Below are 16285 nucleotides of genomic sequence, written 5' to 3'. Positions count from 1 at the left end.
TACGAGATCGGCCTGCTCATGTGGCCATAGAAGTAGATGCGAGTGCGGGGGTTGTAGAAGCCGCTGCTGACCGGGTACTGGTCCTTCTGCTGATAGACCCGGCTCTCGAGTTGCGTCATGGCGCGGACGCCGAAGGTGACCTCGTCGTCGAGCGTCGACCAGAGGAATCCGTCATTGTCGAAGTCGTAGACGGATTTGATCGGCAGCTTGCCGAGGTGGAGGTTGCCAACCTCCTGGGCGCGTGCGGATGAGGTGGGATCGCCGCCGCTCGCTTTCGACCCGCCGCCGGACGAGGGGATAAAGGCTTCCCCCGCTGAGTCGCGCGCGGGGCGGTTGCCGGGCTGAGGCACGGGCGCGGTCCCGATCCCGGAGATTTCGCTGAGCTGGTCAACCCGACTGGAAAGCACCGCATTCTGACGCATCAACTCGGAATTCTGACGCAAGAGCTCCGCATTCTGGGTAGCGTTCTCGTCGACCTTGCGGAGGAGCAGCTCAATTGTCGTTTCCATTCTCCGAAGCCTCTCCGGCTCGGAGGCGTCCGCTGAGATGGATGCGGGAGAGGCGACTGTCGGATTGGATGTCGGCGGCGGTGGGGCCTGAGCCGAGGAAATGCCAGGCCAGGCGAGGACGAGCCAGAGCCCGATCAACACATGCCATGGGTGATGCCCTCTCGCCTGGATCGCCCCCATTGAGTCCCCCGTCACGCGCGCGTCAAGAGGAACATCGAGCGCGCCCAAGTCGGAAGGCCATTCCGAGTTGAACGCTCTCGGTCCCCGCGCTTTCAAGGTGAGGAGGCGAAGTGTGGGAATGACCAGTCGACCCCCAGGTAGTATCGGCATTCAGCCGGCACGACTTTGGCGAATTTAACGACTGGGCGGCCAGTTGCGTCTGCTCGGCCCCGAAGTCGCTCATCGGGCATTCGTAACTTCGAAGTGCGGCGTGATCCGTCCTTCAAGCCCCGGAATGCGTCCGAAAGTCCGTCCCCAACGAGAGTCCTTTCCACCGGTCGATCATTTCTCCCAGTCGCTTCAGTTGTTCCCGCGCTCGTCGTACAGAGTCGGACCCGAGGAACAGGTGGAGCGGTGGTTCGGTAGAGTCGATGGCTTCCAGGATCGCCGCCGCTCCACGGGACGGATCGCCGATTTGATTTCCCGCCAGTCGCCGCAAATACTCGATGGCCCTGCCGCTTGTTTCGGTGTAGGCGTCGACGCGAGCCGTCGCATGCTGGATCGATCGCGACGAGAGGAAGTCCGTGCGGAAGGCACCGGGCTCGACGAGCATCACGCGGACGCCCAGCGGGGTGACCTCCTGCGCCAGGCTCTCGGAAAGCCCCTCCAATGCGAACTTCGAGGCGGCGTAAAGCCCAGAGCCGGCGGCCGGGGCGAAGCCGGCGATCGACGACACGTTCACGATGCACCCATGGCCCTGGTTGCGGAATATCGGCAAGATGGCGCGAATCAGGCGGAGTGGCCCGAAGAAATTGACGTCGAAGACCCGTTTCGCCTCGAGATCGTCGGCCTCCTCGACTGCCCCGAGGAGGCCGTAGCCGGCGTTGTTGACCAGAACATCCAGCCGGCCACGGACTCGCATGGCTCGCTCGAGAATCTCGCGCTCAAGCCCCGGCGAGGCGAGGTCGAGTGGTAGCATGTGAAGCTCTCCGGCCCCGGGAACGAGGTCCGATGAGCCATCACGGCTCGTCCCGACCACGAGATCGCCACGGGCGAGGACGGCTCGGGCGATCTCTCGACCGAGACCCCGCGATGCCCCGGTGATCAGCCATGCACGGCGAGCCTGGTGCTGAGACATCAGTTCCTCCTGAATGATTGAGCCCGAATCATGACCCGCGAATGAAGCTCGTTTCAGACGATGTCGTGATACACGACTTTGCGTTGCCTTGATCGCCAAGATGAACGGCGGGACGCAATCAGTGAGACGCGTTTGCGGGCGACTCCTTCAGTTCTTCGAACCTGGACCAGGCGGTTTGCTCTGTCCGGCCAAGTCGGCCTACATCTTGAACGGCGAGCATCCAGCCCGGGTACTCGGGAGGCAATGCACTCACATCGTCGAGCGCGTGGACTTCATCCTGCGACAGGGTAAGCTCCATTGCGCCGAGGTTATCGGCGAGCTGGTCACTCCGCTTGGCCCCGATGATGATCGACGTGACCACGGGCTTGCCGAGGAGCCAGGCGAGCGCCACGCGAGCGGGGCTGCATTGATGACGTTGGGCGATCGGCGCCATGACGTCGAGGACGCGCCAGGCCCGCTCCTTGTCCACGATCGGAAAGTCGAATTCCGATCGCCGGGAGTTGGTCGGTTTCTGATGGTCGCGGTTGAATTTGCCCGAGAGCAAGCCGCCCGCCAGCGGGCTCCAGACGAGCAGGCCCATGCCCTCGGTCTGCAGGAACGGGACGATCTCGCGTTCGAGGTCACGGCCGGCGATCGAGTAGTAGGCTTGCAACGTGTCGAAGCGAGTAAGATCCTTGCGATCAGCGACTCCGTTCGCCTTGGCGATCTTCCAGGCCTGCCAGTTCGAGACGCCGATGTAGCGGACCTTGCCGTGCGTGACGATCGCATCGAGTGCCCGCATTGTCTCCTCGATGGGGGTGACGCTGTCGTTGGCGTGAATCTGATAGAGATCGATGTAGTCGGTTTGGAGCCTTCGGAGGCTCGCCTCGACAGCGGTCATGATGTGCCCGCGCGAGGCCCCCATGTCATTCGGCCCGGGTCCGACGCGACTGTAGACCTTCGTTGCGATCACGACGTCCTTGCGTGCGACCTTCAGGTTCTTGAACGACTGGCCAAGGGTCTGCTCGCTCGCGCCTTCGGAGTAGACGTCGGCCGTATCGAAGAAGTTGATGCCCGCGTCGAGGGAGACTTTCACCAGCTCATCCGCTTCGTCCTGCCCGAGGGCGCCGATCGCCTTGTAGACGCCAGTCCCGCCGCCGAACGTCATGGTGCCGAGGCAAAGGCGTGAGACCAGCAGTCCCGTGTTGCCCAGCGTTTGATACTTCATGGTCGATCTCCGATTGTGAGGGATTGCCGAGGATCATCGGCTCTGGTTCAGGAAACAGCGAGACTCTGCGAACGGCCTGTTTCGACTCGGCTCATGCTCGTGCGCCCGTGGCCAAGGTGTAGGAACTTGCCCCAACGCCGGCCAGCTTGCCGCCGTCAATGATCAGGTACTCCTCGCGGATCGGCCTGCCTTCGAACCAGCACTCGAGGATCTCGCGCGTACCGGCCGCGTAACGGGCCTGGGCCGATAAGGTGGTTCCCGACACATGCGGCGTCATGGCCTGATGTGGCATCGTCCGCCAGGGATGGTCCGGCGGCGGAGGCTGGGGAAACCAGACATCGCCGGCATAGCCCGCGAGCCGGCCGCCTTCAAGGGCGCGGACTACCGCGTCACGATCGCAGATCTCCGCCCGGGCCGTATTGACGATGTACGACCCGCGCTTCATCCGGCCGATGAGCTCGTCGTTGAACATACGGAGCGTGCCGGGATGGAGCGGGCAGTGGATCGAGATGACATCGCAGGCCTCGGCCAGCGATTCCACGGAGGGGTGGAACTTCGCGCCAAGCTCCCGGGCGACTTCGGGCTGGAGGGGGTGTCGCTGCATGTAGTGAAGGGGCACGCCGAAGGGCTTGAGGCGCCGCATCAGGGCGAGCCCGATCCGGCCGGCCCCCACGATACCGACCTGCATCCCCTCCAGGTCGTAGGCTCGCGATACGCAATCGGCGATATTCCAGCCGCCTCGCGTGATCCACTCGTGCGAGGGGAGAAAATTGCGAACCAACGCCAGAATCTGCATCGCGGCGTGCTCGGCCACGCTGATGCAGTTGGAGTCGGTAACCTCAGCGACCGTGACGCCGCGCGCCGCGGCCTCGTCGAGGTCCACATGATCCGAGCCGATCCCCGCGGTGATCGCGAGCCGGAGCTTCTTTGCCCGAGCAAGCCGATCGGCCGTCAGGTAGGCGGGCCAGAAGGGCTGCGAGATCACAACCTCGGCATCGGCGAGTTCGCGCTCGAAGACCGAGTCGGGGCCTTCCTTGTCCGAGGTGACGACCAGGGTGTGCCCGCTCGTCTCGAGAAACCTGCCCAGCCCGAGCGAGCCAGACACGCATCCCAGCAACTCGCCGGGTCGGAAGTCGATGTGCTGGGGCGTCGGCAACGTTCCTCCGCTCTCGTAACGGTCGATTGTCGGCACGCCGTCACGTGGATAACGGGGCGGAAACCCATCGACCGGATCGGGGTAGAGTACGCACAGGATCTTTGACATCGCAGGCCTCCTGATGTGGATGGGAGTGGGTGACGGACGGAGATCGCCCCGTCCAGTCCCGCGTGTGGCGGGGCCTGGACGGCTGACATCGCATTTCCCTCGGTCAGGTCAGGGATGAACGAGCCGCATCGCCGACAATTAACGCTCGAACGATACCGTCCGAATCACCTTGGTCCCGCGATCTCGGACAGGAACCATGTCCTGCGCTCGGTTTCGTCGATCCAGTTCTCGATCAGGCTGGTCGTGGCGACATCCTGATGCTCGTCGCACACGGCGTGAGCTGCGCGAAGCGATCGCGTGAGCTCCTGGTTGTCGGACGCCAGCTCGGCGAGCATCGTGCGGGGCTCGACGAACTCCTTGTCATTGTCGCGCAACCGCTGATGACGCGCGATGTCGCCGATCGAACGCAGGGTCGTGCCGCCGATCTTGCGGGCCCGCTCCGCCAGCTCGTCGGTCATGGCGAAGATCTGGTCGGAGTGCTCGTCCAGGAGGAGGTGGGAGTCGCGGAAGTGCGGCCCGCTCATGTGCCAGTGGAAGTTCTTCGTCTTGACATAGAGCGCGAACACGTCGGCCAGCAGGTCGCGCAGTTGGTCCGCGATGGCCGCGACACCCTCCGAGGAGAGATCGGTCGGCGTCGCAAGGGCTGGGTTGACGGGCGAGATTCTGGGGGATGTCGTCGTGGCGGACATGGATCCTCCTTCGGGTTGGGGGCTCGCGAACTGTGCTCGACAGAAGAGTTTCTGGCACTCATGTGGGATTGCGGATTTATCGGAGCCGACGCTTCAGCTCCTCGGCCACCTGGAGCAGCGAGGCGCGGGTTGCCGGGACCTGACTGATCGGGTTCAGCAGCCCCCAGTCGTGGATCACGCCGCTGTAGCGCACGGCGATCACGTCCACGCCGGCCGCGTCGAGCTTGCGGGCGAACGCTTCCCCCTCGTCCCGGAGCACGTCGTTTCCGGCCGTCTGCACCAGCGCCGGAGGAAGACCGCGAAGCTCCTCGGTCATCGCCCGCAGGGGTGAAGCGTAGATATTGGCCCGCTCGACGGGGTCGGTGGTGTAGTTGTCCCAGAACCACTTCATCATGCTGCGGGTCAGGAACCGTCCCTCGGCGTATTCGTGGTAAGAGCCGGTGTCGAAGTCGGCATCGGTCACGGGCCAGAGCAACGCCTGGAACCGGATCTCCGGGCCGCCACGGTCGCGGGCCATGAGCGACACGACGGCCGACATGTTGCCGCCGACGCTGTTGCCGACAACGGCCAATCGTCGCCCGTCGACCCGAATCTCGTGGCCGTTCTGCGAGACCCACTTGGTCGCGGCGTACGCCTGGTTGATCGCCACCGGGTATTTCGCCTCCGGCGACGGCGTGTAGTTCACGAACACCGCCGCCAGGCCCGAGAGGGCGACCAGGTCGCGCACGAATCGCTCGTGCGTCGGAAAGTCGCCCAGCACCCAGCCGCCCCCGTGGAAGAACATGAAAGCCGGCACCTCACGATCCACCCCGGCCGGGCGGACGATCGTCAACTCGACCTTCAGGCCGTCCTGCTCGATCGTCTTGTTCGACACCTGCGCGGGGGGTAAGTCCTCCGGGCTCATCGCCTGGAGATTGATCAAGACCTGACGGGCGTCGTGAGGCGCAAGCTCCTCGACCGGCTTGCCGCCAGGGGCATCCAGCTTTCTCAGAAACGCTCGGATGCGATGATCGATCGCCTCGTCAACTGCGGGGTCGAGAGCTTCCATCGCGGTCTCCTTCGATGTGCTGGAGTGTGTTTTTGTCATCGATGTCAATCAACTTCGGTGGTGCGTCTAGTGAGATGGCCCTGCATTCCGGTAGCCGCCAGGTGGCAGGACGGGAGGATGATCGTAGTCCGCCGGCATCGGGCCGGTGAGGCTGCCGAGAAACGCCGCGATCGCCTCGACCTCGGTGTCGGCGAGGTCGGTGTCGAGCTGGATCTTCGCCATGATCCGGATCGCCTTCGGTAGGCTTTCGACCGAGCCGTCATGGAAGTAGGGCGGCGTCACGGCCACGCCGCGCAATCCCGGGATCTTGAACTTGTCGACGTCGTCGGGATTCTTCGTCAGGTCGAACCGGCCCTTGTCCGGGTTCATGGTCCCGGTCGCCGCCCGGTAGTCGGAGAACACGCCGAACTTGCGGAATCCGGCCCCGCCCACTCCCGGTCCTTTGTGGCAGTCCACGCAGCCCGTTTCGATGAAGAGTTTCAGCCCTTTCGTCTCCTGGGCCGAGAGGGCGTCGGCCTTGCCGGCGAGGTAGTCATCGAATCGCGAGGGGGCGATGAGGGTCCTCTCGAACGCGCCGACCGCCAGGGCGAAATTCCGCGCAGTGACGGGGTCCTTGTCGTCTGGGAAGGCTTCGTGGAAGGCTTCCGGGTAGCCTGGGATCGCCGCGAGCCGGCCCTCGACCGTGCGATCGTCGGGATTGCCGAGGCCCGGCCCCGTCAGGCCGTGGACGGCCTGGTCCTCCACATCGACGAATCGGCCGTCCCAATGCTGGGACGTGTGGATCGCGGCGTTGAAGATGGTCGGCGCGTTCCGGATGAGATGACGATCGTAAGCCCCGATCGACTTCGACAGCGCATCGGTCGCGCAGAGTTGGGGAAGGTGGCAGCGTGAGCAGCTCACGGCCCCATCACCCGAGGTTCTGGGGTCGAAGAACAGCATCTTCCCGAGGCGTACCCGTTCCGGCGTGATCGGTCGATCCGGCTTCGCGGCGTCCTTCGGCAGCGTCGGGAAGAGGTTTTGCGCTTTCTTCATGAGATCCGCGTCGTAGCTGGATGCGAAGGCGGACGCGGCGATCAGCGCGGTGGCGATTCCCAGACGACACGGGAGGTGAAGTCCGACATGCATGGGCAGTCCCTCGGAAAGTCGTGTGATGGTCGGGTTAGTTGGTGATCTGGACGAAGAGGAATTCACACGACCTCAGGGATGCCCGGGTGCTCCGCAGGCCGGGGGCCCGGGGCCGCCCAGAAGAATCGACGGTCGTGTTCGCTGATGCTGACGTCGTTGATGCTGGCCTCACGCCGTCGCATGAGGCCGGCTTCATCAAACTCCCACAGTTCGTTGCCGTAGCTGCGCCACCATTCCCCCGCCGCGTCGCGCCACTCGTATTGGAATCGGACGGCGATGCGGTTGCCGTTGAAGGACCACAACGCCTTCACGAGCCGGTAATCCCGCTCACGCTCCCACTTTCCGGCCAGAAACTGCCGGATCTGGTCGCGTCCGGTCACGAACTCGGAGCGATTCCGCCACACCGAGTCCTCGGTGTACCCCAGTGCCACCCGGTCCGGATCGCGGCTGTTCCACGCGTCCTCGGCGACACGAACCTTCCTGGTGGCGGACTCCATCGTATAGGGCGGGGGAAGGATCACGGTCGAGGTCGAAGCCGGGCGGCCTGAGGACATCTCAACTCCTTGATTCGCGGTCGAAATGATCGAGAGAGAGTGGCCGCTGGGGCCGGCCGCCCGAAGCAGCCGTCAAGCCGGCACCACGGGCGTCTTGTGGACCTGGATCGGGGCCAGGACGGAACGGTCGATTCCCAGGTGGGCGCGCACCAGCTCATAGGGCGTAAACGCCAGCCACTGCCGTAGCGACACGTCCGAGAACCAGGGCGACTTCCAGACCTCGATGTAGCGGAGCAGCGAGTCGCCCGTGTTCTCGATGTAGTGGGGCATGTTTCTGGGAACGTATCCCACGTCGCCGGCCTGGTAGTCGAAGGTCCCTGCGGATGACTCCGAGGCGTAGACCGTCATCCGCGATCGGCCTTCGAGGTAATACTGGAGCTCGTCCGAGTTCGGGTGCCAGTGCAGCTCCCGCATGCCGCCCGGCTCGACCTCGACCAGGGCCGCCGAGATCGCCGTGGTTGCCGGGAAGACCGAGGAATCGACGATGCGTACTCGTCCCCCCTTCGTCTCGACGGGCTTCTGGTCCATCAGCCGGTGAGTGTAGGACTTCGGCACCGGCCCGGCCCCTGTGACGCGATCCTTCTCCAGCGGGCCAGGCACGTCCGCGGGGAAGATATACAGCTCCTCCTTGGGGATCTTGGCGAAGGCCTCCTCGGGCACGCCGAAATTCTTGGCGAGGGCCTCCCGGGGCGTGTGAGCGAGCCAGTCCGTGAGCAGGAACGTTTCGTCTTCGTTGAAGTCGCCGTCGTCGAAGAGGAGCAAGAACTCGCAACCGTCGCCTCCCAACGCCTGGAGCGAGTGGGGAATCCCGGTGGGGAAGTTCCAAATGTTCCCCTCGGTGATGTCGTCCTGGAAGGCTCGGCCCTGATCGTCGACGGCGGTGACGCGCATCGAGCCCTTCACGACGAAGCCCCACTCCGTCTCCTTGTGCCAGTGCATCTCCCGAATAGCGCCGGCCTTCAGCCGCATGTTGACGATCGCCAGGTCGGTGGCGACGGGCATCTCGCGATGCGTCGTCTGCCGCGCCCAGCCGCCCGGCTGGAGGCGGTTGTGAGTGTCGGCGAACGAGAACTTGAGGTTCGGCAGCGTGCCGTGGTCCGTCACAGGAGGCGCGAGCCGATCCCGACTCTGGGCCTCGCGGGACGGGTTAGTCGGGCCGAGGATCGACGCGCCTTCCTTGCCGCGGATCGGACCGCCTGATGGTTCCTGCGCAGCAGCCCGTGCGGCCCCAGCGAGTGCCGCTGTCGTGGCGGCGAGGCCCGTAACCATGAAGTCGCGTCTCTGAAGGTTGGACATAGGGTCCGATCTCCCCAAGGGGTCGAGGTGTCGGTGAGAGTAGTCGCCACCCGACGATGTCTTTTCAACGTCGTTTCGCAGGCGGATCGGCCTAATCGCATGCGGAGTGCCAACAGTGGCGACCTCAGAATCTAGCATTCACAAGTGGCTTCCCTGATGGAAGTTGCGGCGAGATCGCAGCGCAGGACGCACCGTCGCCCCTCGGGCCCAGGTCCTGGGGCCTTGTGGTACGGAATTGTCCGACTGGTAAGCGATTTACCGCGGCGGGGTTGCGAGGCTCAGGGCAAATCCACCTGATCGCGGTCTTCGTCGAGTTCGAGAGAATGCGCTACGTGCAGCCCCAAGTCCCGGAGCTTCGCACGGAGCGTCTGCCGAGCAATGCCCAGCAAGAGGGCGGCCCTCGCCTGGTTCCCACACGTGAAGTCCAGGACGAGCGGCAACAGGATACGGTCCAGCTCCCGCAACGTCACCTTGTAGAGATCGCGGGAGTCGGGCGCAAGCCGCTGGCGGATGAACGCCTCCAGATCGAAGCGTTCTCCTGCGGGATCGATGGCCGCGAGGGATGCCGAGAGCATGGGGAGGAAGTCCGGAAGCAGGACAGGTCCGTGAGACCGCAAGATTGCTTGTTTCAGCACGCTTTGCAGTTCCCGAAGGTTCCCCGGCCAGGAGTAGCCCCGGAGCCGCTCCAGCGTTTCAGGGGAGACCTCTCGCACCTCCCGGCCCAGCTCGCGGCTGACGCGTTGCGTGTAGAAACGGACCAGGAGCGCCAGGTCATCGCCCCGATCGCGCAGCGGCGGCAGGTGGATCGTGAAAACCCCTAGCCGGTAATACAAGTCCAGACGAAACTTGCCGTCGTCCGCCTGGGCCTTGAGGTCGCGGTGGGTAGCGGCTATGAGCCGGACATCGGTGCGGATCGTCTCGCTGCCCCCGACCCGCTCGAACGACTGCTCTTGTAGGAGTCTCAGCACCTTGGCCTGTAAGCTCAGGGGCATGTCGCCGATCTCGTCGAGCAGCAAGGTGCCGCCCGTGACCTGCTCGAACTTGCCGATCCGTCGCCGGTCCGCGCCGGTGAATGAGCCCTTTTCATGGCCGAAGAGCTCGCTCTCCAGCAGCGCTTCGGGGATGGCCGCGCAATTGAGGGCCAGGAATGGTGCCTTTGAGCGCAACCCATGCTGATAGATCGCTCGCGCCACCAGCTCCTTCCCGGTGCCGCTCTCCCCGGTGACGAGCACCGGGAATGACTGGTCGGCGACGCGGCCAATGGCCTTATAGACCTCCTGCATAGCCGGGCATGTTCCGATAATCGCCTCGCCCGTCCGATCGTCTACCGACGGTGTCTCTCCGACCACGGCTTGTTTCAGCATCAGCTGGGCGACCTTCACCGCCTCGCCGACCACTTGGTTCAGCTTTTGCAAATCAAGGGGCTTGAGCAGGTAATCGTAGGCCCCTTTGCGCATCGCCTCGATGGCCGATTCGGTGGACCGCGCCACGGTGACGAGAATAACCGGGATCCGGGCGTCGATCTGGCGGAGCCGACTCAAGACCTCCAGACCCGACTGGTCGGGGAGGAGCAGGTCCAGGAGAATGACGTCCGGCCGGAGGTCGGCGACGCGTCTCAGCCCCTCGGCACCCGTATGGACGACCTCAACTCGGTGGGCGGGGGCGGGGAATACGTGGGCCACCTGGTCCGGGAGCAAGTCCTCGTCGTCGTCGATCAGGAGCAAGGTGGCCATGGATCGTGAGTTCCCGCGAAGCAGTGAGCCAGTGGAACCGAACAGTCCTCCGCAGAATCCGTCACAGGCAGCAGATTCATGAATCAACCCGGCGCCGGGCCGAATCGGGACTTAGACGAACTCCGTCGAACGGAGGAAACACTCAGAGAGCGAGAACGGCTGCTCGATGCGCTCATGGGGGTCCTGCCGGGGGCCGCGTACCAGTCTCTTGCCGATGAGCATTGGACCTCGCTGTTCGTCAGTCAAGGCATCCTGGAACTGACCGGTTATCCGCCCGAAGCGTTCACCTCCCGCAGGCTCGATTATAACGACCTCATCCTGCAGGAGGACCGGTCTTCAACCCGCGAGACGATTGCCGCGGCATTGCGGGACCGGAGAACTTACGAGGCCGAACACCGCATCCGACACAGGGATGGGTCAGTCCGCTGGATCTGGGGACGCGGTCACGGCGTCTTCGCCCCCGATGGAACGCTGCGTTGGATCGAAGGGTGGATCCTGGACATCACTCCAAGGAGGCAGGCCGAGGAGACCCTGCGTGAGAGCGAGGAGCGATTTCGAGGCACCTTCGAGAACGCCGCTGTCGGGATCGCCCACTGTGACCCGCAAGGGCGATTCCTCCGGGTCAACCAGAAACAATGCGACATTCTTCAATATACCCGGCAAGAGCTACTGGCCCTCCGTTTCCAGGACGTCACCCATCCCGATGACTTGAGTCTGAGCGTTGCGCAGTTCGAGCGATTGCTGCGTGGGGAGGTGGAGAGCTATTCGATCGAAGTGCGCCACGTCTGCAAGGACGGCTCGGTCAAGTGGACGTTGGTCACCGCCTCGGCGCAGCGGGATCCGATCCTTGGCCTACTGCACAGCATCGGCGTGGTCGAGGACATCTCGGAACGGAAGCGGTTGGAGGAGGAGCTGCAAGAGAGTGAGGAACGGTTCCGGTTCCTGGCAAACGTGATGCCCCACATCGTCTGGAGGGCCCGTGCTGACGGCACGAGCGAATACCTAAACGACCGCTTCAAAGAATACACGGGACTCACCGTCGACGATCTGACGGCCGAGGTCTGGCTATCGCTCTTCCACCCCGACGATCGTGAGACGACCTCGAGTAGCTGGCTCGCAGCTGTCGCTAAGGGCGTCGAGCATGACTTCGAATTCCGATTCCGAGCCGCGGACGGCAGCTATCGCTGGTTCAAAAGTCACGGGCTGCCGGTCCGCGATGAGTCCGGCCAGATCACCAAGTGGGTCGGGACCACCACCGACATTGACAAGCAGAAGCGTGCCGAGATCGCGTTGGAACGGGCCAAAAAGGAGGCGGAGGCCGCCAACCGAGCGAAGGACGAGTTCCTGGCGAACGTCAGCCATGAGATCCGAACCCCGATGAATGCGATCCTCGGGATGACCGAACTGGCACTCGACACCCCGCTCACCGGGGACCAGAACCTGTATCTGACAACGGTCAAGTCGGCAGCGGATGCCCTGCTCGGAATCATCAACGACATCCTGGACTTCGCTAAGATCGAGGCGGGCCGCATGGAGCTGGACCGATCGGGCTTCTCGCTGGCCTCGGTCCTGGGCACCACTCTACGAGCACTCGCCGTTCGCGCACACAAGAAGGGGTTGGAGCTGATCTGCCAGCAGAATTCCGACGTGCCCGATGCCCTGGTTGGGGATGCCGGGCGCCTCCGCCAGGTACTCCTCAATCTGGTTGGAAATGCAATTAAATTCACCGAACGTGGCGAAATCGTCGTGCTCGTGGAGAACGCCGAGGAGCAGCCACCCGATGGTGAAGTCCGCCTAAGCTTCGCAATATCGGACACCGGCATCGGCATCCCGCTCGAGGACCAGACGAGGATCTTCCGGGCGTTCGAACAAGAGGACGCATCGATCACGCGAAAGTATGGCGGCACCGGCTTGGGGCTTACGATTGCCGCCAGACTAGTGACCCTAATGGATGGCCATTTCCTCGTCGACAGTAGGCCCGGCTGGGGCAGTAAGTTCACCTTCACCGCACGCTTTGGGATCCAACCGCACCCACCGGAGGCGGCATCTACCCCTCGCGCGATACTGCTTCATGGTCTCCGAGTGCTGATCGTGGACGACAGTTCCACCAATCGACGTATCCTTGAGGAGTGGCTGCGCGGTTACGCGATGGATCCGACGTCCGTTGGCGACGGGGCGGCGGCACTGGCCGCACTGCGGCACGGCGTGGCTATAGGCCGCCCGTATTCACTCGGCTTGCTCGACGGTCGCATGCCCGACATCGACGGTTTGGATCTCGCCGCCGAGATCCGTCAGCAAGCCGAGTTATCCGAAACACGACTCATCCTGATGACTTCGGAGGAACGCCCAGGCGATGCGACCCGAGCTCGTCATATAGAGATATATGTCAAACTCCTCAAGCCTATTCAATCGGTCGAGTTGATCGAAGCCATCTTCCGGGTGATGGGCCATAGGTCGGATGAGTCATATCTTCCCTCAGTCGCGGGACGGCTCGCCGCGATGGCCCCCTCGCACCTTCCCCCGCGAATCCTAGTCGCCGAAGATAACGAGTTTAACCGAGATCTCCTCGAGCACATGTTGAGTCGCCTTGGGCTTTCCGCAGTCATGGCGGAGAATGGCGAAGAAGCGCTGTCCCTCTTGGAGCGTGAGCCCGTCGACCTGCTGCTCCTGGACCTCCACATGCCGAAACTGGACGGGTTCCAGGTCATCAGAGCGATCCGTGATCGAGAACGGGAAGTAGGTGGTCATCTGCCCGTCGTCGCCTTGACCGCCCGGTATCGCATCGAGGTTCGTGAGCAATGCCTGAGAGCTGGCATGGACGACTATCTCTCGAAGCCGTTCACTGCCGCCGACCTCGCTGAAGCCATCGAACGCCTAATTGGAACATCTCCTACCCAATCACCAACCGGTCAGCCGCTAATTGACCCATCGGTTCTCTTAGCTGCATGTGGGGGTGACGCTGTCATGCTCGAAAAAATGTGCCGAATACTCCGAGCCCGGGGCCCGGAGCAGCTAGCAGCGATCCGAGACGCATTACACGATCAAGACGCCGTGCGCCTTCGCCAGGCGGCCCACAAGTTCAATGGGATGGTATCGGCGTTCTCTACTGTTGCAGGCAATCAAGCGGCGGCCCTGGAAGACCTTGCGGTCCAGGGAATGTTGGAGGAAGCTATTCCTTTTATCGAGCAACTCGAACGCAACACGACCGAACTCGCGCGGCTTTCTCAAGAACTTACGGTCGAGGCTCTCCGGAAAGGGGCGGCGAGGTTAAATCGTGACAGTCGCGAAGAGGCCCCGGAGGTTGGTGAGGGTGGTGTTTAATAGCAGAGAGGCGCGTTGGTCACCCTGCTTCAGACCTCAGTTCCTCAAATTGCTCCAAGGTCGCGTCTCCCGTCATGGGCGTCCCACCCACCGCTTGCGCCGTATACTCCGATCCGCCATTATGGGCGCATGAAACGACTCGCCATCCTCCTGATTCTTGCCTGCTGGGCACTCTCGGCCAAGGCTGCTGACTTCCCCGCTCGCGTGGTCGGCGTCTCTGACGGCGACACGCTCACTGTGCTGGTGGCCGGAAACCGCGAGGTGAAGGTTCGGCTCTATGGCATCGACGCACCTGAAACAGCGCAGGACTTCGGAAGCCGGGCCAAACAGGCGGCTTCGGAGATGTCGTTCGGTCAGCAGGTGACCGTCCGCGAAGTGGACCGAGACCGCTACGGCCGCACGGTGGGGGAGGTGATCCTGCCGGATGGACGGTCGCTGGGCAAGGAGATGGTGCGGGCGGGACTGGCGTGGTGGTTCTGGCGGTATGCTCCAGACGATTGGGAGCTGGCGGGTCTGGAGGCCGAGGCGAAGGCGGCGAAACGAGGGCTATGGAACCAGGCGGGGGCCGTGCCGCCCTGGGACTGGCGGAGCGGCCAAGGCGTGCCCGTCACGTCGGGCGTGGTGGGGAACCGGCGGAGCCACTGTACCAAGCCCCGAACTGCCAGGGCGTGGCGTCGATGAGCGAGAAGAACCGGGTGGCGTTCGCCACCCAGGAGGAAGCGGAGAAGGCTGGTTATCGGCGGGCGGGGGATTGCCAGAGCGCCAGAACGCGTTGAAAGCGCTCCGGTTGACCTTGGCGTGCTCGGCGGGCAGCATCGAAGAGTGGTGTTCGACGATAACCCAGACGCCGTCGCGCTGAAGCCGCCAGAACGGCTGCTCTGGATGATCCGACTTTCGAGGCGGCCCGAACTCTCGCAGGAGGAGGGTTAGGTCGGGCTCAACCTGGCGGAACGTGACCTCCTTCTGGCCCGACTGCCACCTCCCGAGGGCGTAGAGGACGAGGAGCAGCTTGTGCGGAGCTCGCTGGTCGCCCTGCCTCCAGATGCTGAGGTCGTCGAATCGCCGGACGAATTGCTCGTTATCCATCATTCCGACACCGCTATCGCGCTCGCCGTCGCTAGCCCGCCGCCATAGCTGATGCTGATCAACCACCCCGTCACGCCAAGGCTCAGGGCCAGCTCAAGCGCTCCTCCGCTCAGCCGCACCGTCGGCGCGCCGCTCGGTAGCCGCAAAATCTCGATGCCCTTCCACGTCACCTTGCCCGAAAAGCCGGTCCCCAGCGCCTTGGCAACCGCCTCCTTGCCCGCGAATCTGCCCGCGAAGAAGCGAGCGTCGCCCGGTGTGGCATCAGCCTGGGATCGTTCGTCGTCCGAATAGACTCGTTCCGCCCATTTTTTCGTAGGCGACTCAAGCTTCGTCTTGATCCTGGCTATCTCGATAATGTCGATGCCGTGGCCGACGATACCCATTGACGCCTCGAATCACGGTTCCAGCAGGGTGATGCTCCGATCGTCCAGATCCACGACCACGGTCCCTCCGTGCCGCTTCGTGATCTCACGCCAGACCGTAAACCCCTGAATGATCGCCTTCTCCCAGTCGCCGGTCGAGCAGGACGCGACCTCAAGGTGGGACACCATGCTCCGGATCGTTCGCAGCAGCTCTGAGCTGACGCTCGGCTTACCTTCGAGGAAGGCGTAGTCCTTCCCGAACGCGAAGATCAGGGCCGAGATCCCCTCCTCGATCGCCTTGGCCCGCCCACCGTCTTCGACTTCATCGACCTGTTGCCTGCTCCTCCGCTTCGTCCCCGTCAGCGTCCTTGTTATCGGCGACCATCCCAGCACGGCCGCGAACGCGAGATGGAAGACGTCGTGAAACCGATAGCCATCCCCCTCATAGGCATTGTCGGTCAGGTCGTCACCGAACTGTTTTCCTTCGTAGTACGCCTTCATCCTCGGCCGCGACGAGCCATCCTTGATCGCGTTGAAATGAACCTCGAACTTGCGAGGTAGCCTTGTGCTGGTTCACCGTGAAATGGAGAAACCGGGGTCGGGAGATAAGGTAGAGAACGTCCGTCCAGGTAGGGTCGATTTGCCGCCTTCATGCCAATCCCGAAAGGGAAAGACAGGGCGGCATCATGCCGCCCCCCCTTCGGTCTTGGCCCCCGGGTTGGCGCTCGGGTCGTGTCGCCACGGAGCCCTATCCTCCACCCGGGCCATCGTCCATCGTAGCGCCGCCGGATCAC

The 16285-nt window shown here is 63.5% G+C and carries 12 protein-coding genes and 3 pseudogenes; 2 read left to right on the top strand and 13 right to left on the bottom strand.

What is annotated here, in order from left to right; translation table 11 throughout:
• The 10 genes and pseudogenes from G6O54_RS34635 to G6O54_RS34590 all read right to left on the bottom strand — a co-directional run.
• Window positions 1-509 (bottom strand): annotated as a pseudogene (locus G6O54_RS34635) (porin); the annotation flags it as partial.
• 442 nt (window positions 510-951) lie between these two features.
• Window positions 952-1806: an SDR family NAD(P)-dependent oxidoreductase gene (locus G6O54_RS34630; protein WP_165234762.1), complete on the bottom strand. Its 855-nt coding sequence runs from the start codon at window positions 1804-1806 to the stop codon at window positions 952-954.
• 118 nt (window positions 1807-1924) lie between these two features.
• Window positions 1925-3013 (bottom strand): aldo/keto reductase, encoded by a 1089-nt coding sequence (locus tag G6O54_RS34625; RefSeq protein WP_165234760.1) that lies wholly within the window; start codon window positions 3011-3013, stop codon window positions 1925-1927.
• Between the two features lie 91 nt (window positions 3014-3104).
• The gene (locus G6O54_RS34620; protein WP_165234757.1) at window positions 3105-4277 is read right to left on the bottom strand and encodes an NAD-dependent formate dehydrogenase; all 1173 of its coding nucleotides are present in this window, start codon (window positions 4275-4277) and stop codon (window positions 3105-3107) included.
• 164 nt (window positions 4278-4441) lie between these two features.
• Window positions 4442-4966: a Dps family protein gene (locus tag G6O54_RS34615; protein WP_165234754.1), complete on the bottom strand. Its 525-nt coding sequence runs from the start codon at window positions 4964-4966 to the stop codon at window positions 4442-4444.
• Between the two features lie 76 nt (window positions 4967-5042).
• Window positions 5043-6014, bottom strand: a complete 972-nt coding sequence (locus tag G6O54_RS34610) for an alpha/beta hydrolase (protein WP_214654231.1) — start codon at window positions 6012-6014, stop codon at window positions 5043-5045.
• A gap of 66 nt (window positions 6015-6080) precedes the next feature.
• Complete coding sequence (locus tag G6O54_RS34605; RefSeq protein WP_250847228.1) at window positions 6081-7046, bottom strand: cytochrome-c peroxidase; 966 nt, start codon at window positions 7044-7046, stop codon at window positions 6081-6083.
• A gap of 155 nt (window positions 7047-7201) precedes the next feature.
• On the bottom strand, window positions 7202-7693 hold the full coding sequence (locus G6O54_RS34600; RefSeq protein WP_165234745.1) for a nuclear transport factor 2 family protein: 492 nt from the start codon (window positions 7691-7693) through the stop codon (window positions 7202-7204).
• A gap of 72 nt (window positions 7694-7765) precedes the next feature.
• Window positions 7766-8989: a cupin domain-containing protein gene (locus G6O54_RS34595; protein ID WP_165234742.1), complete on the bottom strand. Its 1224-nt coding sequence runs from the start codon at window positions 8987-8989 to the stop codon at window positions 7766-7768.
• A gap of 278 nt (window positions 8990-9267) precedes the next feature.
• Complete coding sequence (locus tag G6O54_RS34590; protein WP_165234739.1) at window positions 9268-10722, bottom strand: sigma-54-dependent transcriptional regulator; 1455 nt, start codon at window positions 10720-10722, stop codon at window positions 9268-9270.
• Window positions 10723-10896: 174 nt separating this feature from the next.
• On the opposite strand from G6O54_RS34590, the gene G6O54_RS34585 reads away from it, so the two are divergent.
• Together G6O54_RS34585 and G6O54_RS34580 are read left to right on the top strand one after the other, a co-directional pair.
• On the top strand, window positions 10897-14043 hold the full coding sequence (locus G6O54_RS34585; protein WP_165234735.1) for a PAS domain-containing hybrid sensor histidine kinase/response regulator: 3147 nt from the start codon (window positions 10897-10899) through the stop codon (window positions 14041-14043).
• Between the two features lie 129 nt (window positions 14044-14172).
• Window positions 14173-14589, top strand: a pseudogene (locus G6O54_RS34580) (thermonuclease family protein); the annotation flags it as partial.
• Here G6O54_RS34580 and G6O54_RS39105 read toward each other — a convergent pair.
• The 3 genes and pseudogenes from G6O54_RS39105 to G6O54_RS34570 all read right to left on the bottom strand — a co-directional run.
• Window positions 14590-15129, bottom strand: a complete 540-nt coding sequence (locus tag G6O54_RS39105; protein WP_500809983.1) for a phosphorothioated DNA-binding restriction endonuclease family protein — start codon at window positions 15127-15129, stop codon at window positions 14590-14592.
• Window positions 15129-15512, bottom strand: a complete 384-nt coding sequence (gene acpS / locus G6O54_RS34575; protein WP_165234729.1) for a holo-ACP synthase — start codon at window positions 15510-15512, stop codon at window positions 15129-15131. Before acpS ends, G6O54_RS39105 begins: the two co-directional genes overlap by 1 nt.
• A gap of 12 nt (window positions 15513-15524) precedes the next feature.
• Window positions 15525-16046, bottom strand: a pseudogene (locus G6O54_RS34570) (MazG C-terminal domain-containing protein); the annotation flags it as partial.
• Window positions 16047-16285: the final 239 nt, after the last annotated feature.

It is taken from the genome of Aquisphaera insulae, from assembly GCF_011064615.1.
In the GTDB taxonomy this organism is placed as follows: Bacteria; Planctomycetota; Planctomycetia; order Isosphaerales; family Isosphaeraceae; genus Aquisphaera; species Aquisphaera insulae.
The sequence above is the reverse complement of the archived record's forward strand: the minus strand, read 5'-3'. Positions and strand labels throughout refer to the sequence as shown.